The sequence below is a fragment of the Taibaiella soli genome (genome assembly GCF_003236175.1).
Taxonomy (GTDB): domain Bacteria; phylum Bacteroidota; class Bacteroidia; order Chitinophagales; family Chitinophagaceae; genus QKTW01.
The window spans coordinates 337,117-360,336 of the sequence record NZ_QKTW01000003.1; the positions used below are offsets into that span (position 1 = coordinate 337,117).

General features: G+C 42.3%; 22 protein-coding genes. 14 read left to right on the forward strand and 8 right to left on the reverse strand.

What is annotated here, in order from left to right; genetic code table 11:
• Window positions 1–81 precede the first annotated feature (81 nt).
• The 11 genes from DN068_RS03230 (at window position 82) to DN068_RS03280 (ending at window position 11,323) form a co-directional block, all read left to right on the forward strand.
• A complete protein-coding gene (locus tag DN068_RS03230) occupies window positions 82–1,296 on the forward strand; it encodes an HD domain-containing protein (protein ID WP_243630074.1) in 1,215 nt (404 codons plus the stop codon).
• Window positions 1,297–1,355: 59 nt separating this feature from the next.
• Window positions 1,356–2,429 (forward strand): UDP-3-O-(3-hydroxymyristoyl)glucosamine N-acyltransferase, encoded by a 1,074-nt coding sequence (gene lpxD, locus DN068_RS03235; protein WP_110997444.1) that lies wholly within the window; start codon window positions 1,356–1,358, stop codon window positions 2,427–2,429.
• Between the two features lie 51 nt (window positions 2,430–2,480).
• Window positions 2,481–3,896 carry a bifunctional UDP-3-O-[3-hydroxymyristoyl] N-acetylglucosamine deacetylase/3-hydroxyacyl-ACP dehydratase gene (locus tag DN068_RS03240; RefSeq protein ID WP_110997445.1) on the forward strand — a complete coding sequence of 472 codons (1,416 nt, stop codon included), beginning with the start codon at window positions 2,481–2,483 and terminating at the stop codon, window positions 3,894–3,896.
• On the forward strand, window positions 3,893–4,693 hold the full coding sequence (gene lpxA / locus DN068_RS03245; protein WP_110997446.1) for an acyl-ACP--UDP-N-acetylglucosamine O-acyltransferase: 801 nt from the start codon (window positions 3,893–3,895) through the stop codon (window positions 4,691–4,693). The genes DN068_RS03240 and lpxA overlap by 4 nt, the downstream gene beginning before the upstream one ends.
• The gene (locus DN068_RS03250; RefSeq protein WP_110997447.1) at window positions 4,677–5,294 is read left to right on the forward strand and encodes an ABC transporter ATP-binding protein; all 618 of its coding nucleotides are present in this window, start codon (window positions 4,677–4,679) and stop codon (window positions 5,292–5,294) included. The genes lpxA and DN068_RS03250 overlap by 17 nt, the downstream gene beginning before the upstream one ends.
• A 265-nt stretch (window positions 5,295–5,559) precedes the next feature.
• A complete protein-coding gene (locus DN068_RS03255; protein ID WP_110997448.1) occupies window positions 5,560–6,771 on the forward strand; it encodes an MFS transporter in 1,212 nt (403 codons plus the stop codon).
• Window positions 6,772–6,819: 48 nt separating this feature from the next.
• Complete coding sequence (locus tag DN068_RS03260; protein WP_110997449.1) at window positions 6,820–7,911, forward strand: helix-turn-helix transcriptional regulator; 1,092 nt, start codon at window positions 6,820–6,822, stop codon at window positions 7,909–7,911.
• A 153-nt stretch (window positions 7,912–8,064) separates the two neighbouring features.
• The gene (locus DN068_RS03265) at window positions 8,065–8,538 is read left to right on the forward strand and encodes a hypothetical protein (RefSeq protein WP_123985219.1); all 474 of its coding nucleotides are present in this window, start codon (window positions 8,065–8,067) and stop codon (window positions 8,536–8,538) included.
• Window positions 8,539–8,865: 327 nt separating this feature from the next.
• Window positions 8,866–9,468: a DUF4142 domain-containing protein gene (locus DN068_RS03270; RefSeq protein ID WP_110997451.1), complete on the forward strand. Its 603-nt coding sequence runs from the start codon at window positions 8,866–8,868 to the stop codon at window positions 9,466–9,468.
• A 44-nt stretch (window positions 9,469–9,512) separates the two neighbouring features.
• On the forward strand, window positions 9,513–9,977 hold the full coding sequence (locus DN068_RS03275) for a PA2169 family four-helix-bundle protein (protein WP_110997452.1): 465 nt from the start codon (window positions 9,513–9,515) through the stop codon (window positions 9,975–9,977).
• A 146-nt stretch (window positions 9,978–10,123) separates the two neighbouring features.
• On the forward strand, window positions 10,124–11,323 hold the full coding sequence (locus tag DN068_RS03280) for an NAD(P)/FAD-dependent oxidoreductase (RefSeq protein ID WP_110997453.1): 1,200 nt from the start codon (window positions 10,124–10,126) through the stop codon (window positions 11,321–11,323).
• Window positions 11,324–11,424: 101 nt separating this feature from the next.
• On the opposite strand, the gene DN068_RS03285 is transcribed toward DN068_RS03280, so the two are convergent.
• Complete coding sequence (locus DN068_RS03285) at window positions 11,425–11,796, reverse strand: hypothetical protein (protein WP_110997454.1); 372 nt, start codon at window positions 11,794–11,796, stop codon at window positions 11,425–11,427.
• 2 nt (window positions 11,797–11,798) lie between these two features.
• Complete coding sequence (locus tag DN068_RS03290) at window positions 11,799–12,419, reverse strand: TNT domain-containing protein (RefSeq protein WP_110997455.1); 621 nt, start codon at window positions 12,417–12,419, stop codon at window positions 11,799–11,801.
• Between the two features lie 215 nt (window positions 12,420–12,634).
• On the opposite strand from DN068_RS03290, the gene DN068_RS03295 reads away from it, so the two are divergent.
• The gene (locus tag DN068_RS03295; protein WP_110997456.1) at window positions 12,635–12,865 is read left to right on the forward strand and encodes a hypothetical protein; all 231 of its coding nucleotides are present in this window, start codon (window positions 12,635–12,637) and stop codon (window positions 12,863–12,865) included.
• Window positions 12,866–13,277: 412 nt separating this feature from the next.
• Window positions 13,278–15,152, forward strand: a complete 1,875-nt coding sequence (locus DN068_RS03300; RefSeq protein WP_110997457.1) for a GEVED domain-containing protein — start codon at window positions 13,278–13,280, stop codon at window positions 15,150–15,152.
• A 165-nt stretch (window positions 15,153–15,317) separates the two neighbouring features.
• Here DN068_RS03300 and DN068_RS03305 read toward each other — a convergent pair whose 3' ends face one another.
• Window positions 15,318–15,890, reverse strand: coding sequence for a pentapeptide repeat-containing protein (locus DN068_RS03305; RefSeq protein WP_110997513.1), 573 nt, complete (start codon window positions 15,888–15,890; stop codon window positions 15,318–15,320).
• Between the two features lie 95 nt (window positions 15,891–15,985).
• Between DN068_RS03305 and DN068_RS03310 the strand changes: the two genes are divergently transcribed.
• Entirely contained in the window at window positions 15,986–18,196 is a 2,211-nt protein-coding gene (locus DN068_RS03310) for a helix-turn-helix domain-containing protein (protein ID WP_110997458.1), read from the forward strand.
• 81 nt (window positions 18,197–18,277) lie between these two features.
• On the opposite strand, the gene DN068_RS03315 is transcribed toward DN068_RS03310, so the two are convergent.
• The 5 genes from DN068_RS03315 to DN068_RS03335 all read right to left on the reverse strand — a co-directional run bounded on the left by DN068_RS03315 (window position 18,278) and on the right by DN068_RS03335 (window position 23,199).
• Window positions 18,278–19,072 (reverse strand): SDR family NAD(P)-dependent oxidoreductase, encoded by a 795-nt coding sequence (locus DN068_RS03315; RefSeq protein ID WP_165836266.1) that lies wholly within the window; start codon window positions 19,070–19,072, stop codon window positions 18,278–18,280.
• A 206-nt stretch (window positions 19,073–19,278) separates the two neighbouring features.
• Complete coding sequence (locus DN068_RS03320) at window positions 19,279–19,686, reverse strand: SpoIIAA family protein (RefSeq protein WP_123985220.1); 408 nt, start codon at window positions 19,684–19,686, stop codon at window positions 19,279–19,281.
• Window positions 19,687–19,715: 29 nt separating this feature from the next.
• Window positions 19,716–20,276 (reverse strand): hypothetical protein, encoded by a 561-nt coding sequence (locus tag DN068_RS03325; protein ID WP_110997461.1) that lies wholly within the window; start codon window positions 20,274–20,276, stop codon window positions 19,716–19,718.
• Window positions 20,277–20,472: 196 nt separating this feature from the next.
• Complete coding sequence (locus DN068_RS03330; protein ID WP_110997462.1) at window positions 20,473–21,702, reverse strand: NADP-dependent isocitrate dehydrogenase; 1,230 nt, start codon at window positions 21,700–21,702, stop codon at window positions 20,473–20,475.
• Window positions 21,703–22,125: 423 nt separating this feature from the next.
• Window positions 22,126–23,199, reverse strand: coding sequence for an AI-2E family transporter (locus tag DN068_RS03335; RefSeq protein WP_110997463.1), 1,074 nt, complete (start codon window positions 23,197–23,199; stop codon window positions 22,126–22,128).
• Window positions 23,200–23,220 lie beyond the last annotated feature (21 nt).

The window sequence follows — 23,220 nt, forward strand, 5'->3', positions numbered from 1 at the left end:
TCAATTGACAATGGACAGTTGACAATTGACAGTTCGCAAAATGTGTGTAACTCACAATTGACAACTTACAACTGACGACTTTTGAAAGGAAAAATTATAAATGATCCGGTGTATGGGTTTTTGAAATTCCCGGAGCCGGAACTGATGCAGGTGATAGAGCACCCGTGGTTTCAGCGTTTACGGCATGTGAAACAAATGGGTATGGCGAGTCTGGTTTACCCGGGAGCGGTACACACCCGTTTTCATCATTCGCTGGGCGCCTGCCATCTGATGGGAAAAGCGCTGGATGAATTAAGGGCAAAAGGTGTCGAGTTCAGCAAAGAAGAATGTGTGGCAGCGCGATTGGCAATCCTGATGCATGATATTGGTCACGGACCTTTTTCGCATGCATTGGAATACAGCCTGGTAGCCGGCGTAACCCATGAAACGATTTCCCGCCTGATTATGGTGCGTATCAATGAGCTTACCGGTGGTTTACTTTCCAAGACGGTTCAGATATTTCAGCATACTTATCCGCGCAAATATTTACATCAGTTGGTTTCCAGTCAGCTGGACGTAGACCGTATGGATTATCTCAACCGGGACAGCTTTTATACCGGCGTTTCGGAAGGAGTAATTGGTTACGACCGCATTTTGCAGATGTTGACCGTTCGTGAGGACGAATTGATGGTGGAGGAGAAAGCGGTACATTCGGTAGAGAAGTTTATCATCGCCCGTAGATTAATGTATTGGCAGGTTTATCTGCATAAAACCGTTCTGGGCGCTGAGAATCTTATTAATAACATTCTCCGCAGGGCAAAATATCTGGCGCAGAATGGGGAAAATCTGTTTTGTACCCCAGCGTTGCATTACTTCCTTTACAATAAAGTAGATGGCGAGAACTTCAAATCAGATCCGGCGCATCTCGAGTTGTTTTGCCAGCTGGATGATGCCGATATCGTCAGTGCGATCAAAGTCTGGCAGACGCATCATGATTTTACATTATCGCTTTTGTGTAAAATGATGATTGAGCGGAAACTTTACAAAGTAATGCTCAGTTCAGCGCCGTTAGATCATATGCTGGCTGAAAAACAGGAGATTGCCATGAAGAAATATGGAATTCTACCGGAAGACCTCTATTATTTCGTCTTCACCGGCACCACCTCTAATAACACCTATGATATCAACGACGAGAATATCCAGATAGCGATGAAAGACGGCTCCGTCCGCGACATTTCAGAAGTGGAAAATGCACTTGTGAACCAAACGCTTGCAAGGCCCGTACATAAAAACTACATTTGCTATTTGCAAGGCTAAGCCTTATAAGGTTTTCATAATATATTAATATCAGCAATAAGTTATAACTTCGTTGGTTCATGCAATTTACAGCGTTACAAATAGCAACACTTCTAAAAGGGCAGATTCAGGGAGATCCTGAGGCTAAAGTAAGTCATGTTGCAAAAATCGAAGAAGCGGGAGATGGATCGCTGAGTTTCGTGGCAAATCCTAAGTATGAAGAGTTCCTTTACACTTCCAAAGCGTCTGTTATTATCATCAATGACTCACTGGAACTGACGGGGCCGGTTAATCCTACGCTTATTAAAGTTAAAGACGCATACAGCAGCTTTGCTTTTTTGCTGGAAAAATACAATGAGATCATTTCACGTAGTGGAAAGAACGGTATTGAACAGCCGTCATTTGTTTCCAAAACAGCATCAATCGGTAAAGATGTATATGTAGGAGCATTTGCCTATATCGGTGAAAATGTGATGATTGGAGATCGTGTGCAAATTTATCCGGGTTGCTACATCGGCGACAATGTTGTAATAAACGAAGATTCCAAAGTATTTCCGGGAGCTAAAATCTACAATGGTTGTTCGCTGGGCAGTCGTGTGATCATTCACGCAGGCAGTATCATCGGTGCCGACGGTTTTGGTTTTGCGCCGCAAAAAGATGGTTCTTATAAAAAAGTGCCCCAAATCGGTAATGTGATCATTGAAGATGATGTGGAAATTGGTGCGAATACAACGATCGACCGCGCAACAATGGGGGCAACGACGATCCGCAAAGGTGTGAAGCTGGATAATCTGATTCAGATTGCGCATAACGTGGAAATCGGTGAAAACACAGTCATTGCAGCACAAACCGGTGTTTCAGGCAGTACGAAACTCGGTAAAAACTGCGTTGTAGGCGGACAAGTTGGCATCGTAGGTCATATTCAACTGGCTGATGGTACCAAAGTGAATGCGCAAAGCGGACTGTCAAAATCGACAACCGCTCCCAATACGGCATTGAACGGCTCACCAGCCTTCGATTATAAAAGTTCATTAAAAAGTCAGGCAATTTTTAGAAATTTGCCGGAATTACAACAACGCCTTCTTAAACTGGAAGAAACGGTACAGATACTTACTGATATGCTGAAAGAAAAAAACGGCATCGAGGAAAAGTAAAAATCGGATTGAACACCATTATTTAAGAAAGGATAAAAAATTATATAAGCTGTGCAGTCAAATACCTCTGCTCAAAATCAACAAACGCTCAAAGGAAATATCGAACTGTCTGGCGTGGGCCTTCACACCGGTTCGGAAGTGAACATGACGCTGAAACCTGCTAATCCGGGTTTTGGTATTCGTTTTCAGCGTGTTGATTTACCGGAAAAGCCAATCGTAAAAGCTGACGTGGATTATGTGGTAGACACATCACGTGGCACTACTATCGAGCACAATGGCGCTCGTGTAAGCACTATCGAACACCTGCTCTCTGCATTCGTAGGTCTCGGCATCGACAACGTGCTGGTAGAACTCGACGGACCAGAAATTCCAATCATGGACGGCAGCGCTATTCAATTCATCGAAGCAATTGAACGCGTAGGCATCCAGGAACAGGAAGCAAAAAGAGTGGTGTACACGATCGACACGAATATCCATTTTTACGATCCTGTAAAGAATGTGGATATGCTTGCCGTTCCGGCCAGTAATTACCAGATCACTACACTGATCGATTTCAATTCTCCGATTCTTGGAACGCAGCACGCGCAAATGAAACAGCTTTCTGATTTCAAATCGGAAATTGCTCCTTGCCGTACTTTCTGTTTCCTGCACGAACTGGAATATTTGCTGCAGCACGATCTGATTAAAGGTGGTGACCTGAGCAATGCGATCGTTGTGGTGGATAAACCGGTTACAGAAGAAGAACTGGCGCGTCTTGCGACTGTTTTCAACAAGCCAACTATCGAAGTAAAACACGAAGGTATTCTGAACAATATCCAGATGCACTTCCCGAACGAACCATCACGTCACAAACTGCTGGACGTAGTGGGCGATCTGGCGCTGATCGGATATTCTATCAATGCACATATCATCGCAAGCCGTCCGGGTCACGCTTCCAACGTGGAGTTTGCCCGTAAGATCAAAGCGTATATCAAAAAGAATAAACACCTTTCCGATATTCCGCATTATGATCCGAATCAGCCCGCGATCTATGATATCACCGCTATCGAAAAAGCGTTGCCGCACAAATATCCGTTCCTGCTCGTTGACAAAATCATTGAGCTGAGCGATAAGCATGTGGTAGGTATCAAAAACGTTACATTCAACGAACATTTCTTCCAGGGTCACTTCCCGGGTAATCCGGTAATGCCGGGCGTGTTGCAGATTGAAGCAATGGCGCAGGTAGGTGGTATCCTTGGCCTGAATAATTATACAGACCCTGAAAATTACGACACGTATTTCCTCAAGATCGACAAGGTAAAATTCAAACAGAAAGTTGTACCTGGTGATACACTGATCCTGAAACTGGAATTACTGAGCCCGATCCGTCGCGGAATCTGCGAAATGCGCGGTACTGCATATGTAGGTAATAAAATTGCTACCGAAGCTGAGCTGGTGGCGCAAATCATTAGAAAAGACAAAAAATGATCCATCCACTTACATATATTCATCCCGACGCAAAAATCGGTCCTAATGTAAAGATCGATCCGTTCACTACAGTGCATAAAAATGTAGAGATCGGAGAAGGTACCTGGATCGGTTCCAATGTCACCATTATGGAGGGCGCACGTATCGGTAAAAACTGCCGCATTTTTCCAAGCACAGTTATTTCCGGTATTCCGCAGGATTTAAAATTTAAAGGAGAAGATACACTTACGATCATCGGCGATAACTGTACGATCCGTGAATGTGTAACGATCAATAGAGGTACATCAGACCGCAATCATACCAAGATCGGCAACAATTGTCTGATCATGGCTTATTGCCATATTGCACACGATTGCGAAATCGGTGATTATTGTATTTTTTCAAATAATACTACGCTCGCCGGCCATATTCAGGTGGGTGATCACGTAGTACTCGCAGGGCTTACAGCAGTGCAACAATTTGTGCGCATTGGTTCACATGCTTTCGTAACTGGCGGTTCGCTGGTGCGCAAAGATGTGCCGCCTTACGTAAAGGCTGCACGTGAGCCACTTTCTTATGTAGGTGTAAATTCGGTAGGTCTGAAACGCCGTGGTTTCAACCTGGATCAGATCAATCATATTCTGGACATTTACCGTATTCTGTATGTTCGCGGTTACAATGTTTCCAAAGCGCTGAGCATTATCGAAGCTGAAGTTCCGGTGTCTGATGAACGTGATGAAATCGTAACATTTATCCGCGAAACCGGACGAGGTATTATGAGAGGTTATACGCGCCGCCACAATGAAGATATCTCTTGAGCATACCAGTAAACGCTTTCTGCGCCACTGGATATTTAAAGACATAAACTATACTTTTTCTGCGCCCGGCGCCTATGCACTTTTAGGCGCCAATGGTAGCGGAAAGTCCACACTGCTGCGCATTATAGCCGGCATGCAGAATCCTTCCCTCGGTAAAGTTTTCCATTTTGATAATGATAAATTGATTGAGAACAGCAATCTGTTTCCATACATCAGTTTTTGTGCGCCGGGCATGGAAATCGTCGAGGAATTTACGCTCCACGAATTTTTAGAATTTCACTTCTCTTTTAAAAAAATGCTGCCGGGTCTCAGCATTTCGTCCATCATTGAATTGTGCGGTTTACAAGCGGCCGCAGACCGCGTTATCGGAGAATTTTCTTCCGGCATGAAACAACGCGTAAAACTCGCGCAAGCCATCTTCGCCGATACACCGATGTTGTTGCTCGATGAGCCATGCACCAATCTGGATCAGGCTGGGGTAGAACAATATACCAACTGGATGGAACAATACGCTAAAAACCGTCTGGTAATCGTTGCTTCGAACGATGTGCGGGAATATTTTTTCTGCAAAGAACAACTCACGGTTGAGGATTATCGTTAGCGCAATGCGTTAATTGGATAATGTGTTTTAATGTGATGAATGTGGCTGAATGTGTTTGTCCGTTGCATTCTTCACTTTAATGTGCATAATGCGAAATTGATGACACGCGAGGAAAAGTATAGTTATCATATTTCATCGGCGCATTGTAAAACACATTAATCACATTAAAACACATTCCCAGATTCCATTATTGTATTGTCGCATTTTAAAACACATTACCCACATCAAACACCTTCCCCACATTTAGTTTCGTATTTTTGATGACATGAGTCAGGCGCTGCGTTTATACCGTAATGCATACAGCGGCTTATCTCCTTCTACATGGCTCCTTTCCTTCGTGATGCTGGTGAATCGTTGCGGTACCATGGTGGTGCCGTTTATGACGCTCTATCTTACCGAAAGCAAACATGTCAGCTTGGGCAAAGCCGGTCTGGTGATGGCCATTTTTGGCGCAGGTGCAGTGTGTGGTGGATTTATTGGTGGTAGACTTACTGATAAGATCGGCTTTTATTTTATTCAGCTGTATGCTTTAGTAGGCGGCGGCCTGATGTTTATCCTGTTGGGTAAGATCGATAGCTATCCGCTGATTTGTGTGACCACATTTTTTCTAAGTGTCGTCAATGAATCCTTTCGCCCGGCGAATGCTACTGCCATTGCACATTACAGCAAAGAAGAAAACAGAACACGTTCTTATTCGCTGAATCGGCTTGCTATTAATCTCGGCTGGGCTTTAGGCGGCACCATTGGCGGCTTTCTGGCTTCGCACAATTATCATTTATTGTTCTGGGTTGACGGGATCAGCAATATTACTGCGGCGGCGTTGCTATGGTTATTTCTGGCACCTTCCAAGAATACGGCAACCGTTCAGAAAATCGTTCGTCACAGCGAAACGGAGGTCGTACGTTCTGCCTATAAAGACCGTGTGTATATTATTTTCATCTTGCTGACCATCATTTTTGCATTCTGTTTTTTTCAGTTGTTCAGCACGGTTCCGCTTTTTTATAAAGAGCAGCTTCGTCTCGATGAAAGTTTCATTGGTATTGTAATGGGCATAAATGGTGTGTTGATAGCTTGTTTCGAAATGGTGACCGTTTACTCATTGGAAGGCAAGCGGCATAACCTGTATTATATCGTTTATGGCGTCATCATGATAGCTTTATCCTATGCGGTTTTTAACTTGTTGCATAATGGCTATGTAGTCGCTGTTGCATCGGTTTTGCTGGCTACTGTCGGTGAAATTTTTTCAATGCCGTTTATGAATTCCTTCTGGACTAGCAGGTGTGTGCCTGAAAACCGTGGACAATACGCAGGATTGTATACTGTAGCATGGTCTATAGCGCAGATTGCGGGAATGGGCGCGGGACCGTGGCTGGCGCAGCAATTTGGCTTTGCTGTACTTTGGTGGTGCATTGCTGGCTTGTGCTTGTTTGCTGCTGTTGCTTTTAAATGGCTGAGTTTAAATGAAGATATATTTTGATATTAGCAATATTTATATGTAAATTGCTAATGTTGAAAATAGCTACCCATGACAAACATTTCTCCAGTCAGGTTGACCGTCGACAACCCAGACGCATTTCTGACAGATTTAGCAAAAGAAATCAAAGAAAAGTGGAAAGGCCAGGTGCATTACAGTAATGATCTCCTCAAAATTAAAAATGATGTATGGGATGGGGAGTTACGTAATTTTTCTGTTGATAAAGGTCTGAGCATTACGCTTGTAAATTTATCAATAAAGCAGCCTTGTCAAGTCTTTCATGATCTCGGTGAAGGAGAGCTTTACTATCACTTTTATTTTGACAGGGCGCTGGGGCAACGGTTACATGTAAATGATAAAGGTAACGACATAACGCCCATTGGGCTAATGGAGAAAAACTCCTATATCGTAATGTCTTCTAACACTATGGCACATACGGATATGCCCGTTTGTCAATTGGACAATATTATCTTACACATGTCGCGGAAGTTTTTTACCGATAATGTTCCCGTAGATAATCTTAAGGTAGATGCAGCAACCTGGAAAAGATTGTTTGGAACAAAGCCGCTGGTGTTGTACGGAACTTGCAACGATAAAATTCTAAAGCTGACAGATGATCTCAGCCGTATTGATATAACAGATTATGCTCTGGCAATTTATTTGAAAGGAATTGTGATGCAACTTATTGCACAAGTCCTGCAGATTGAAATAGGAAAACATGCGGGAGAAATAACGGGCGTATCGAACTTAAAAGATGTCCGGGCATTACTTGATATCAATTTTAGGATAGAACAACAGTTTGACGAACCTTTGCCGACTATTGAAACGGTAGCTGCTGAGGCACACATGAGTGCGACCAAATTCAAGGATTTTTTTAAAAAGACATTTGGTGTCAGTTACTACACGTACTATAAACAACGCCGTATGGATAAGGCCCGGGAACTACTGTTGACAAAAAAATATTCTGTTGCGGAGGTTGCAAGCATGGTGGGCTTTTTAAACAGCGGCAAATTCACCAAGCAATTTCAAAACACCTTTAATGTTTTGCCAAAGGATATTCTTAAAACGGCTGATGATGACACGAACTGGCATCTTATAGATGCCGTAGTGAAAGACAGGCACTTTAGAATCAAATTCCAGTAGAGTAGTTCGTACTAGCATGAGTATTATGCTGCAACATCATTTTGAGTTCCAACCGAAATGTCTTTTTGGTTAATTATAATGTCTTTTCGGACCGGTATTTTTTCCGCATCTGGAGGATCTTTGTATTCGTACACTAAAGCAGAAACTTGTGTTATGAAACAAGAAAATCCGGCAAATAACCTGAGAGAGAGATTAGCAGCGAAGAAAAGCCAGCAGGCTCAGTTTCAGAAAGTCATCAGCCAGTATAATTATGCGCTCATGGTGCTTGATAAAGAAATTAACAAGCTTACACAGGAACTATCATGCAGCGATAAGTCCAAAAGAAAATGGTATTATAGTAATGATTGGGATATTGTTATCGCGGATATCATTGCAACAGCCGGTTGCCCGCTTACCAGAGAGGAAATCGAAGAAACCCTGATGGCTAGCAATCTGATTCCGGATAATATTACTAATCCAAAACAGTATATGTACCAAAAGATATTGCATGCTCAGAAGAGGGATGTCATTTTCGGGTATCATACCGCAGGCAGTCGCAGACTGTATTACAGCCTTCCTTCGTGGATTGATGAGTTCGGTAATATAAGAGAAGAAATGACCGCCGACAATAGTCAATTGGTCAACTAAGCGCGTGAAAGAATGTAGCATTTATTGTTTTTCCATTATTCACAATTAGATTTTAGCTTTCTGTTTCATCAGCAGAAAGCTTTTTTGTTTTTACGCTTGAAATGTTTTTGATCTTGCTCTTCTGTAAAATTGTGCCATAGTTTTTTCGTGGTTGCAGCCGGAGTTAATTCCCAAAAATGGGGAAACCATAGACCGCTGCGGTAGTGATGCATATACTTATGGTAATAAGCATTCTGAAAAGTTGTGTAGGTAATGGATTCTCGCCTTGGCATCAATTTTTAACCATCATAGTGTCTAAAATTTTTAACCCATAAAAAGAACATCATTATGAAATCATTCATCTTATTAAGCATGTCTGCGGCATTATTGATTACGGCCAGCTGTAACAATAGCGGTTCTACAGACAGTGTAAAAGAAGCTAAGTCCGAAAACAACGCTATGATTGATAGCCAGAATGCACCGCAGGCAATGCCTCCTGCTCCTATGACTGATTCGCTGACTAAGTCAGATGCCAACTTTGTAGTAAATGCTGCTGACGCAGGTATGCTGGAAGTAGAGCTGGGGAATGTTGCACAAACTAATGGTATGAATCAGGCAGTAAAAGATTTTGGTAGTATGATGGTGACAGATCATACAGCTGTTGGAGAGAAGTTAAAAAAATTAGCTGCTGCAAAAAACCTTGCAGTGCCAGAAACACTTTCTGATAAGTCTCAGGACAAGAAAAATAAAATGCAGGAAAAGAAAGGAAAAGACTTTGACAAAGCATATGCAAAAGCAATGGTGGATGGTCACAAAGACGTAATCAGCTCTTTTGAGGAAGAAGCAAAATCAGGTACAGATGCAGACATCAAAGCATTTGCCGCAGATCAATTGCCAACATTACATCATCATCTTGATGAGGCGCAAAAAATGCTGAACAAAGTAAAATAGAACCGGAGCAACTTAAATTATTAATAGTATTTAAACAACTAACTATGAAAACAACAAATGAAGCAAACAGCGAAGTACTGAACGATCTGCTGTTGATCAACAATGATCGTATTCAAGGTTATCAGAAAGCAAAAGATCAATTGACTGATCCAAAGGATTCCGATCTTGCGATGACATTTGATGAAATGGCCGCGCAGAGCCGCAAAAATGTTACAGAATTACAACCATATGTGCATACAGATGCTGCAGCGAATAATGAAACCACCAATGCCGGTAAACTGTATCGGACGTGGATGGGCGTAAAAGCTACATTCGCCGGTGATGATCGTAAATCAATGCTGGAAGCTTGTGAATACGGAGAAGACAAAGCACAGGACGCATATCGTAATGCACTTGCAGAAGATGGTCTTTCCAGCGAAGCGAGAGAACTGGTTACAAAACAAAAACAAGAATTGAAAAGCTCACATGATCGTATCAGAAACATGCGCGATCAGCAAAGAGCTGCCTAATTGCCGACGGCTGATAGCTGATTTCCCGATTTGGTTGTCAGGTGCCGGAAGTGAACACAATGAAATGTATTCTGTAAAGACGTTGCGAGCAACGTCTTTACTTCTTAGGACCAAATTCAGACATCAGCGATCACAAAATCAGCGCTATGGATTTAAGAACCGACTATCCTTTCTGGCTATTGGAAAAAGGCATTATCGCTACTTATCCTTCGCTGGTACAAGATTTGCATACAGAGGTGCTCGTGATAGGTGCGGGCATCAGTGGAGCGCTTGTTGCGTGGCGTTTGTGCAAGTCAGGTATAAAAACAGTAGTGGTAGATAAAAGACACGTAGGTATGGGTAGTACAGCTGCCAGCACAGCTTTACTGCAATATGAAATAGATGTGCCGCTGCGCGAACTTATCCCGAAAATAGGGCAGCGGAACGCAGAAGAGAGTTATTTGCTAGGCATTCGTGCGATCGATGAAATCGGAAAGTTGAGCAAACACTTTGCTGCGGTAGATTTTCAAACGCGTCCCAGTTTACAGTATGCTTCTTATAGGAAAGATTATAAGGATCTGAAAATTGAATATCAGCTGCGTAAAAATATTGGCATCGATATAGAATGGCTGGAGCAGGAAGATGTGAAGAAGTGGTATGGCTTTGAAAAGGCCGCGGCTGTGCTTTCTGCAAATGGTGCTGTTGTGAACGCTTATGGACTGACGCACGCTTTACTGCTTGACGGTTTGAAATCCGGTCTGCAAGTTTACGATCACACAGAAATAATTTCAATCACCAATAATAAAAGAAGTGTATCGGTGAAAACCGGCGATGGGTACAGCATAACCGCGAGAAAGCTGGTGATTGCCTGCGGTTATGAGTCCAATAAATATTTGGCAAGGCCGGTAGATCAGCTGTCGACCACCTATGCTATCGTCAGTGAGCCTTTTGCCGAAAAACAATTCTGGCATCAGAATTCTTTGATCTGGGAAACTGCAACGCCTTATTTGTATCTCCGCACTACCGATGATCATCGCATTTTGATTGGCGGTAAAGATGATAATTTTACTTCGGTACAAAAAAGAAACAAAGCATTGTCCTTAAAAGCGAAAGCGCTGGAAACATCATTCTGCAAGCTTTTTCCACATATTAATTTCAAAACGGATTTTCGCTGGGCAGGTGTGTTTGCTACTACCAAAGACGGTTTGCCTTATATCGGAAATTATGGTACGAACAGGCATATTTACTTTGCATTGGGTTTCGGTGGCAATGGAATTATCTACAGCCAGATTGCTTCAAATATTATTCATGATCTGATTACGGGCAAAAAGAATAACGAAGCAAAATTATTTTCGTTTGATCGTTGACCCTGAAATTCAAAACTGTTGGAGATGCATTGCCCGCGTATACAGATAGAGCCGCTGCAGTGCAACGGCTCTATAAAACTAAGAATTTCAAAATTCGGAAATCAGCGTTCACCAGTTATTTCCCAGGCCCCTTCAAAATAGAGCCGGTACCTTGTTGGTTGAAATTCGCCGTAGGCAAAAACAATCACAACATTATGTTTCCTGATGTAATAAAGACGCATGTCTTCGGAACCTTTATATAAATGCAGAAAACCTTCATCTGGTTGGAACGCACCATCTTTCGCAATGCCGAAAAAGTCTTCCGGATTTAATTTGTCACGCAAGCCTTCGAAGGTATTGTCTCCAAAATCAACAAAACGAATCGGCTCATGAATGTCGACGTCGACATTGTCCAGCAAAATCTGCATTTTGCCGAGTTCTGTTTCAGGACCATCGAAGATCAGTTTTTTGTCTATTGCTAATTTCCGAACCATAACTATTGTTTTTCTTCTTGAAGATAACCCTCTTTTTTCAGATCGTTGACGGTGTATGGTAATTCATATTGAGTACCGAGTCCTGGCTGGCTGAACCACGGAATGATCTGACCTTCTTTTACGTTCGGAATCGGCTTTACAATTTTGTACACGCGGTGCGGTGAGCTGAGTGTTTTTTCTGGCAATGCACGCTGCGGAAACGGTACATCTGTTTTTGATACAAAGGTGCCTTTGTCTTGAAACACGCTGTCTGCGTCATAATATCCGCCATAGCGATCTACGAGGACACCGGCAGAAAGCGTCGTGATTTTCATGTTGACTGCACCACGGTTTGGAGGCCAGCCACCATTCAGATTATTGCGTGTGAAGAAACTTTCCAGGTCTGGCCATCTTTCTGTTTTCCACATCGTCCAGGCACTATCTGCTAATGGCATTTTTGTGCTGTCAGTGAAATCTGAAACAGAAGCTTTGAAATAATCAAAGCTGACACCGCGGATTGTCTGATCTTTTTGTTGTTTTTTTTCGTGGGTGTGGGAGTGGTCGTTTTTGGTATGCGTTTTTTGCGCATTGGCTAATAGCGGAAAGAACAGCGCTGTAAGTAACAGGCTCTTAATGTTTTTCATGTGGTAGATTTTGAAGCAACAAGATAATAATCAATTTGACACTTCGGTAATCTGATGCATCCGGGAATGAGCACGACGGGCAGAATCGCGTAAATCGATGTGCGCGGTGACCGATCGCCTAAATCCGCAATTGTCGAATTATAAGTTTGCCGAATTAAATTTATTTTTACATCACCATCGAAAGAACCACCATTTAAACGAAATATTGCCCACGCATGTTCACCCTTTATTTGCTTGCATTGTTTATCGCCTACACAATTGCCATATTGCTTCATGTGATCAAGATTGTGAAGTTGGGCCGGAAGCAAGGCACCCGTGAAGAATTAGCAGAAAACGGATTTATGATCCGGCGCCTGAATAAGCGGCTTTTCACATACGCTATCGTTTTTATCGTAGTGATTTTTGTTTCCTATTTTTTGATGTTTTCGCTTTTCGGAAGCGCTTAATTTTTACCAACCCAACTAAATTTTTATCTCATTTTTTACCTGCGATTTTCGAGACTCAGAATTTTGCGGGCATCGTTTGTTTGTACTTTATTGACAGTAGCAAATTGCTTAAGCGGAATATTTTCCGAAGAAATTCATATTTTTTTTACAAACGTTTTTTTTTATAACCTGATTTTTTGCAGTACTGTTATAAGGAATTGAAGACGCTGCTTTTTTAGGAGTGAAATTTTTTCAAATATTTAAAAATCAATAAATTATGTGATGTTGTTTGTTTTGTTCTCGTAATGTATTTGCATCTGTTAATGTAAATTGTCATAATGTATAATCTGTGTGATGGACGGCAGGCGCCGTCGCCAAAATTCTAAATTGGCACAGGGTTTGATTTTTCTCTGGTAACACAAAGAAAAAAATTATGAAAATTTTCCCCCGAATTTTACCACTCCTATTCCTTGGTATTAGTTCACAAACAAAAGCGCAAACTTATTATTACAGTTTTCCTCTCTATTCTATTATCAACTCTATGCCGGGCGGCACAAAACTTCCGGACGGCACAATTGTAAAAGTTGATAAAATCAGCACCGGCGGTGGTACACACACAGATACAAGCGGTACTAAGGGGACAGGTCACGATATGGGCGGTACCTTTACCGGAAAAACACTGGCAGCCTATACCGGATCAAAAGATTCTTCAGAATTTACCGTGATTCAGGGCAACACCCAGACGATTGATAATGGTGAGGCAAACAACTGTGCCGCCAGCATCGGGTTTCATGTTTATTTTGACCGCCCAACCGCAAATATCAATTTCCTGGCGCTAGATATTGATGGCGCGTATAATGGTCCCGGTGTTAGTGGTAATGCAGAATGGGTATCGTCCATGGCATTTAATGGAACTGCTTTTGTTCCATATACACAAACTACATCGACGACGGTTACACCAGTTTTGACGGCTCGCAAGATAAACATTGGTGCCAGTCATAGTTGGCGCACATTGGTGACCAATAGCGTCTCGGCTGCCGCAGCGGCAAATATCCCAGCGAGCAATTATTATATTCAAACCGCAAATGTTAACAATCTGCAGCCAGATGATTTAAATAGCCAGGTATTTTTTAATCCAACTACAGCTACTGATCTCGTTACAGATTTCTTCTGTATGTGGGGGATCTGGCCTAAAACAAATAATGTTGGTCAACAACGTTCCGGAGTAAGCCCGATCATTGTATCCGTAAAATCAGACTTTGGTGATGATCCGGACAGCTATAAAACATTGCTGGCTTCTGGTGGTCCGTCGCATGGTGTATTGCCGGGATTGTCTTTGGGAAATACCAACGAGCCAAAGCTCGATGGGCAGCCATCAGCAGCCGCCAATCTCGATATTAACGATGATGGTGTTGCTAATGTGCCGGCAATTATCAATACGCCGTTGCTGACAACGCAGACAATTTCATCTTACACTATTATTACAACCTTTAACAACAACACCGGCCGCGATGCCAATCTGGTTTGCTGGATTGACTGGAATGGTGACGGTACATTTGATCCTTCGGAGGCGATAACCGCTACCGTACCTGCATCTACCACCAGCGGCAGCGTTCCGTTTACCTGGAATAATGTTACGTTGTCCGGCGCCGGCGGTGCAATGCAGACATACGCTCGTATCCGCCTCACAACAGGAGCTATTACCACATCAGATGTTGGCGGCGCATTCAGCGATGGTGAAGTTGAGGATTATCGTATTCCGTTTGTTGCACCATTGGTTATTACACTTGGTGATTTCAAAGGCAACATCATAAATGGCCACGCACAGCTGAACTGGAACACACTGGAAGAAAAAGATGCACAATCATTTGTTGTCGAATATGCTGCCAATGGTGCTGATTTCAATAAAGTGGGAGAAGTTACTGCAGTAGGCAGTGGTGCTAATAGTTACTCGTTTACTGATGATAACCCTGCACGAAATATTAATTACTACAGGCTCAGAATGCGTAACAATGACGGTACGGAAACATCGAGCAAGATCATCGCACTGAAGTCTGCGAACATGATTCCGTTTGCTGTAACAATCGCACCAAATCCGGTCAGCAACAATATTAATCTCGTTACAACTTCCGAAACTGCGCTGACAGTTCAAGTGTATAATATTTTAGGTAAGATTGTATACACAGGAAAGATGTTTAATCCATCTTATTCATCTGTCGACTGCTCCGGATTTACACCAGGCACTTATTTTATGAAAGTGACAAGTGATGCGGGTGAAACACAGACACTACAATTCGTAAAAAATTAAGCTCCCCAACGAAGCATGAATAAAGGGCAATCGATTTCGATTGCCCTTATTATTTTCATCGACTGGAATGGTAAAAAATTTTTTTGGCATCAGCTCCGGAAGCATCGATCGGACTTTGGTTGCGACGCTCCGTTCATCAGCAGAATTGCTATCGTGCATGAAAAATCACTCGATTACCAGATCATACTTGTATAGTAATCCTGCAAGTCCGTCTGTCGAAAATTTTGCTTTCTTCAAGCGGTTGCGCTCCGGATCAATCATAAAATAAGTAGCTGTGCGAAAATCAGCTTTCTCAAGGTTGCATTGCTGGAAAATTGCAGCTGAAAGATCACAGCGATCAAATATCGATTGTGAAAGATCAGAACCCGTAAAATCACATTCTTTCATGCTGCAATGGCTAAACGAGGTTTTTTTCAGTTTGCGTTCGGAAAAATTTGCATAATCAAGAATGCAACCGCCAAAGCTCATCGACAAAAACATATCGTTGCAAACAGCAAAATCAACACCTGTGATCTTACAGTTTTCAAAACGAATATTATTGAGTTTAGCGTTTTTAAATTTCGTTAAACTCAGATTGCAGTTTTCAAATTTGCAGTCGAGAAAATGATTGTCGGAAAGATCAGTTCCAGAAAAATTGCAGCCAGAAAAAGAACACGAAATAAATTCATGAAACCGGTGTGTCTGGCCAGTGTAATCCAGTTTTTCGTAAACCTTGTCCTCGTGTAGTTTTTCGCTCATAAAAGAAATATTGGAACCGTTTTTTGCGCCAGCAATATTACAAAACCGGAGGCAGTTTTGATGACCGGAGATCGCCAATTAGTATATTTACACCCATGAATGAATCCCGCAACGTGCTGTTTGATCTCGCGGCGTCTTATGTACATCATACCAACAGGCATTTATTTCTCACCGGAAGAGCCGGAACGGGGAAAACTACATTTTTGAAGCAAATTCAGGCACAAACGCTTAAGAATACAGTTGTTGTTGCGCCAACAGGCGTAGCCGCAATCAATGCAGGCGGCGTTACGATGCATTCATTTTTTCAATTGCCGTTTGGTCCGTTTATTCCTGGCTCCCGCCGTGGTTTCGACGGAGCGGCTGATGCAGCGACTGATCAGCATAGTTTATTTAAAAATATCCGGTTTAATGGTAACAAAAGGAAACTGTTACAGGAACTGGAATTGCTGATTATTGACGAAGTATCTATGGTGCGGGCCGATATGCTGGACGCTATAGATCTCATTTTGCGTCATTTCCGGAAAAAATATACACAGCCATTTGGTGGCGTGCAGGTTGTTTACATCGGTGATTTGTTTCAGTTGCCGCCGGTAGTGGGAAATGAAGAGTGGGGGATTCTGAGCCGTTATTATAAAAGTCCGTTTTTCTTCGACGCGCACGTGATGCAGCAGGCGACGCCTTTGTTTATTGAACTGAAAAAAATATACCGTCAGAATGATGCAGATTTCATTCATCTGCTCAATAACGTACGTAACAACTGCGCTACACGCCAGGATTTAGATACACTCAATGCTTATTATCGTCCGGATTTTATCCCAAATGAGAAGGACCGATATATTTTGCTCAGCACGCATAATTACCGGGCGGATGAGGTCAATCAACGGGAATTAGAACGGTTAAGGGGAAAATCACACACATTTACCGGTGCTATAAAAGGCGAATTCAGCGATAAAGCTTTACCGGTAGACATAGATCTGCAGTTGAAGGAAGGTGCGCAGATCATGTTTATCAAAAATGATAAAGGCGAAGCACGACGTTTTTACAACGGCAAACTGGCCACAATCGATAGTATTACGGAGAATGGCATTTACGTGCGGTTTGCACCTGGCGATGATGCGTTTTTGCTGGAAAAAGAAATCTGGAAAAACGTTCGCTACGAATACAATGAAAAAGATGATAAGGTAGAAGAAGAGGAAGTCGGCAGTTATACACAATATCCCGTTCGTCTGGCATGGGCAATTACCATTCACAAGAGTCAGGGGCTTACGTTTGAGAAAGCAATTGTGGATGCAGGATCTGCCTTTGCGCCAGGACAGGTTTATGTGGCACTAAGCCGTCTTACTTCGCTGAAAGGTTTGGTACTGCATTCGAAAATCAATAGTGACGCCATTTATACTGATGAGCGCATTCTTGCATTTTACGATACCGAAATGGCAGAAGATTTGATACAGCAACAGCTGCGTCAGGATCAGACTGTCTTTTTGCTTGACAGGCTCTCGCTGCTATTTGACTGGAATAATTTACTGGATGAAGTGAAAGAGCATCATAAAGCATATAAAGACCGAGCACTAGCCGATAAACAATTGGCCATGCAATGGTCGGCTGGCTTTATGGAGCGGGTTTCAGACGCAACGGCCACGGGAGATAAGTTTGTGAAGCAGATACATTTTCTGGCTGCGACGGCAAACGGGGATTTTACGCAACTGCTGCAACGTACGGATGCTGCCATCGCTTATTTTACGAAGCTGATTGATGAAGAAATTCTTTATTCGCTGCAGAAACATTATGACGAAATAAAAGTGCGTAAAAACGCAAGAGCCTATTTGCGTGCACTTGAAGCACTCCGACATGGCTTGTTGCGCAGAAAACGCCAAATGACTCAAGGCAGAATAATTGCGAAGGGACTAAGCGAAAATGCAGATCCGGAAACCATTATAAAACTGGTAGAAGCGGTACCGCCTATAGTGGAAGCATGGAGTGGGGAAGAGGAACAGAAACCAAAAGAAGATAGTAAAACGATCAGCTATAATATGTTTAAAGAAGGTAAGCTGATCAATGAAATTGCAACAGAGCGTGGTCTTTCTAATAGTACGGTTGAAGGTCACTTACTGCAGTTCATCAAAACCGGAGAGATCAGCGTGTCCATGTTTGTTTCTGATACGGTGCGAGATCAGATTTTGAAAGTGATGGCTGAAACGGAAGATAATTCAGCCTCGGCTATCAAATCAAAGCTCGACGAAAGTATTACGTACACAGAAATCCGCGCCGTATTTTATTATGATGAGTTTGTGAAGGCGAAAAATTAATTCAACGGGCATAATGGGCAGGAGGAGTTCGGGAGTGTACTTCCCACAAAAGTGGAGCCTAACGCCGGAGCCGGTGGGCATTTAATTAATGTCCAGATTTCTTTTCCGGAAGGGGGCAGTTAGAAAACGGAAAAATATTTTTTGTTTCGTCAGCCATGAAATCTGGCTGCCGTTGGTATTGTTATTGAGTAAAAGTTGATCGGCAATCCATGGTGTTACTGTTTCCACTTTATCCGCCAATACGCGGAAAATCCATTTCAGTTTCTTAATCTGTTCCGGGTCCTCCGTATCGTTACCTACAAGTAAGTCAGTCAGTACCATGCCCGGTAAAATAGTGCCCACTTGCACATTGGTTTTTGCCATGTCTTTTATGAGCGTTTCTGTGAAGTACCTCATTGCATATTTAGTACTGCTGTAAAGTCCGTAGCCTTTTACTTTCATGCCATTGCTGCCTAAGCCAAGCATATTGTACAAGTTGCCGAAACCTTGTTCCATCATTCCTCTTATTGCTACAGAAGAACCGTTCATTGCACCAAGCAGATTTGTATCCACGACAGACCGTAGCCGTTCCGGTGTTTGTTGCCAGATGCTTTTTCGAGGATGACTCTGGCCGGCATTGTTAATCCATATATGTACTTTGCCGTAACTTTCTGTTGCAAGATTCCAAAGTGCCATTACGCTTTCGTAGTTGGCGACATCACATGCCATGCCAATAACCCTACCAGAGGTATATTTTTCTTGTAAAGTTTCTAAAGCTGCCTCTACTGAATGTATCGACCTGCTGCAAATTACTACAGAACATCCTCTGGCCAGAAATGCTTCTGCCAGCCCATAACCAATACCTTTTGTACCGCCTGTTATTACTACGACTTTCAAAATGAATAAAATAATATTATATATAAATAATGGGCGTAATCGCGCCCGCGTGCGGCTTTCGTGGTGGGAAAAAGATATTGCAAAGCTATTTAATTCGGACAGGGAGTTTTGCTAATAATTTGTTATTGGAATTAATTGCTTTTTGATTATGCATTTTTTGTTTTTAAATGTGTAATTGCGATGAATATTTAAATTCTACTTTTCGATTAGTCCATATTGAAAGAACTTCGATTCGATTTTAGGAATTTCATTGCTTCGTCTAATTGATTTTGTTCAAAATATTTTTCTTCAAACGCCGTTTTTTTGAAGCTGAGGATTTTGCACTCAATTTCAAATAATGAATTGAGTAACTCAACAGGTGCCACTATTGCACAACAATTTATTTTATCAGCGTGTAGAAAATCCCACAGGAAGCCTTCAAGAAAGGCTTTGAATTTTATGAGACTAGTTACAGCTCCATTTTCGACCTTAACCAGGAGGTTAATATGTTTGCAGTTTTCTTTTAATCTAGTTTCAAATATTTTTTTAATCAATGCTGCATCATTTTTGGTAAATGTTTTTGTCAATTCCAGAACAATCCCATTTTCAGAGAACACTTTTATTTGTCGCAGCATAACTGAAATAATAAGGCAAACAAGTATTATCAACCTTCATTTTGATTGAAAAAATTATTAGAACTAACGGTATAGCTAAAATCTTTCTCAACTGATATAAACGGGTGTATAAAAAACTTTTTTTTCGTCAACATAGAAATTTTATAGTCTGCGGAATCGACGAAATTCGCCGCTATTATCGTTTTAAAAAATTTCTGGAATATCACAGTAAACTGTATCCCAGAAAAGATGTCCGTTTTAAAAACATTTGCCGCGGTGTTGATTGAGCAGTCAATTGTTTGAGAACATCCATTTAGAATATCAGCTTCATAAGATTGGGCAATTGTTATGCACTCAGCCAATTGTTTTGGAGAATAATGTTTGGTGAAACTATGGCTGTCCTTACAGATGATCACATATTCATCTGTTTCGTGAGTTAGATTTTGGAGTATATAAATAATCGTATTCCAAAATCCGATTGCATCAATTTTATGCTCGAAAACAGGTACAATCTGAATTGAAAATTCAGATCTGCCGCCAAATTCATTGATACAATGAATTACCCGCTCTGCATCAGGTTTTAAATTTATTATATATACAGGAATTGGCATTTTAAGAATTCATGGACTATTGATACAATATCAAATATCATGCCGGACTTTTGACAATCAATAATTTATCGTGCTTGATCTACCTGTAAAACCTGCTTGAACATAAAAGTGAGGGTATATATTTCGGGTATAAGGGCATAAAAAAGCGGTTGCCTCTAGTTTTTGAGACAACCGCTTTTACAGTTAGTGAACTTTATTATTTGTTCAGTTTTGTCTTCAGATTCGCATCCAGTGCATCGAGGAATTCCTCTGTGTACAGATAATGATCGCCGTGTTTCACGTTGTTGCCGTGGATACAAACAGCCAGATCTTTAGTCATTTTACCGCTTTCTACTGTTTCGATACAAACAGCTTCCAGAGCGTTTGCAAAATCGATCAGTTCCTGGTTGTTATCCAGTTTACCGCGGAATGCCAGACCACGCGTCCATGCGAAGATAGATGCGATTGGATTGGTAGACGTTGGTTTACCTTTCTGATGATCGCGGTAGTGACGTGTTACCGTACCGTGTGCAGCCTCAGCTTCCATTGTTTTACCGTCAGGTGTAACCAGAACAGAAGTCATCAGACCCAGTGAACCGAAACCTTGTGCTACAGTATCGCTTTGTACGTCGCCATCGTAGTTTTTACAAGCCCATACAAAGTTACCGTTCCATTTCAGTGCGCTTGCTACCATGTCATCAATCAGACGATGTTCGTAAGTGATGCCTGCAGCGTCAAATTCAGCTTTGAATTCGCCTTCGTATACTTCTTCGAAAATATCTTTGAAACGGCCATCGTATTTTTTCAGGATGGTGTTTTTTGTAGAAAGATACAGCGGCCATTTTTTGCTGAGCGCCATGTTGAAGCAAGAGCGTGCAAAACCACGGATTGATTCATCTGTGTTGTACATAGCGAGCGCTACGCCATCACCTTTGAATTGGTATACTTCATGTTCGATTACGGTACCGTCTTCACCCTCAAATTTGATAGTGAGTTTACCTTTTCCTTTTGTAACGAAATCGGTAGCACGGTATTGATCGCCGAATGCGTGACGACCTACGATGATTGGAGCATCCCAGTTAGTAACCAGGCGCGGGATATTCTGAATAACGATTGGCTCGCGGAATACGGTACCATCAAGGATGTTACGGATAGTGCCGTTCGGACTTTTCCACATCTGTTGCAGGTTAAATTCTTTTACGCGCGCTTCGTCCGGAGTGATGGTAGCACATTTGATACCTACGCCCACTTCTTTGATTGCGTTTGCGGCATCAATAGTTACCTGATCGTTGGTAGCATCGCGGTGCTCCACGCCGAGGTCAAAATATTTGATGTTTACATCAACATATGGAAGGATCAGTTTGTCCTTGATAAATTTCCAGATAATTCGGGTCATTTCATCCCCGTCCAGTTCCACTACCGGATTTGCTACTTTGATCTTAGCCATGAAGGATCGATTATTTTTTGTTGTTGTATTAAAAGTTAGCGGCTGCTAAATTACAATTCTCAGATTAATCCCAACGCGTGATATGTTAGATTTTTGCGACGTGGGGATAAAAGATTTAGATAGCTATAAAAAAACGGCATTGTATATGTAAAAAACAAATTTATTGTCGGGTAAATTGTATATTACGGCCGAGTTCAAAGGACCACCATCTAGAACTGCGCAGATACCGGATGTCGTATTTCCGGTCATTTGACGGCGTTGCAGGGCTCTTTTTCATTATGTGCCAGTTTGAAGCTATGACTTCAGAAACCCGGTTTGCTGCTTATTTAAGAAAATCCACGCGGTGGCGATGGTTGTTGGTTTTTACCAATGCGCCTCGCCGCTATGCCGCTGGATAAGTGGAAGAGAGCTCATTGCCCCCGTTTATTTTTCCTTCTGATCCGGCCCGGAATCTTCCGTTACTGCCTCTACCGTTACCTCATCGTTGATGAATTCATTGATGTATACACGTACCAGCAAGATAAACAGGGAAAGCAGCAATGGTCCGAAGATGACACCCCAAAAACCAAACATATCCAGGCCAACCACTACGCCGAATACGGTGATGAGCGGGTGGATATCGACCAGCCTTTTTTGCAGGATCAACCGGAGTACGTTATCGCTGAGGCCGATGACGATAAATCCCCAGGCAATAAGCCCGGCGCCTTGTCCAACGTGCCCCTGCGCTAATGTGTACACTGCAATCGGCACCCAGGTAGCCATAGTGCCTACAAATGGAATCACGGAGCAGATACCGGTCATGATGCCCCACATTACTGGATCTGATACGCCGAAAAGATAATAACCAAGCACAGCCAGTAATCCCTGTAAAGCCGCTACAATGGGAATGCCAATAGCATTACTTGAAATGATAGCCTTAGCCTGACTGAGCACTAATATTTTATTTTCCTGCCGTAGGGGAAGGCTTTTACGAACCCATGCTTCTAATGAAGTAATGCTGGTCAGCATAAAATAGAGCAGGAAATACATGACTATCAGATTGGTCAGCATATTGAGCGTAGAGCCGAGTAGTGTCGGCGCCAGACCGGTAATCGCATTTGTGATTTTTGCCAGATTTTCTTTGTCCAGCATATTGAAATGAAACTGGTGTTGTAAATAACCATCAATTTGGGTGAAAAAATGATTGATGGCGTTGGGGTCCTGGAGAAAAGGGGAAATACGGTCAATGACTATGGAACCCAGCCAGCCAAACGGAAGGACAATGGCAACGAGCGACAGCAACATCAATGAAAGTGCAGACAGTCCATTTTTCCATTTCCAGTGCAGCGTCATGCGTATCATTGCCTTGCGCAACAGCACATAGAGCGTGACAGCGCCCAGCAATGCACTCAGCAAAAAGAAGAAATGAATGCAGAGCACCACCAGGATCAGTAACAACAGTGAAAGGAAAAGTACCTGTCGTACTTTATTAGGGTGAATTCTTACGTTAAAATCCATAGAACTAAATTTAAGGAATGG